1 protein-coding gene is annotated in these 540 nt (G+C 40.7%); it reads left to right on the plus strand.

The genetic code is table 11. The features are described 5' to 3' along the window. Positions 1-517: glycosyltransferase (locus AC3G7N_RS22360; protein ID WP_489424300.1), on the plus strand; the 517-nt coding region annotated here is incomplete at its 5' end. Positions 518-540: the final 23 nt, after the last annotated feature.

Below are 540 nucleotides of genomic sequence, written 5' to 3' on the forward strand. Positions count from 1 at the left end.
TAAAGACTACGGTGGAAAAAAGAAAATCGATTTAATGATGCTGGGTGAAGTTTCTCTTCCGCAAATCTACCCATTAAGGGAAAAGGTCCTACAGCATTATAGAGATACTCCCGAATTTTTCAATCAGCCCCATCCAGGATGGAGAGATTTTACAACGAAACAGGCAGAAAAGGCATTGATCGGTGAAAACTATGCCAGGACCATTAACCAGGCGAAGCTATTTTTTGCATGCGGTTCGGTTCGGCAAGTTGTGACATTTAAATATTTTGAAGTGCCAGCGTGTCACACATTATTAATGGCCCCTGCCTTACCAGAACTTGAGGAGATCGGCTTGATACCAGGCAAACATTTTGTAGATATTAACGAGGAAAACTTTTCGGAAAGGGCTGATTATTATTTGAGGAATACAAAAGAGCTGGAAAGGATTACAGAAGAGGGGTATCGATTCGTTCATAACCATCATTCAACCGCTCATCGGGCAAGGCAATTAGTTGGGAAGATAAAGACGATTTTATAAAATGGAGGTTATTAGCATACTTG

Source organism: Virgibacillus carmonensis, from assembly GCF_057836705.1.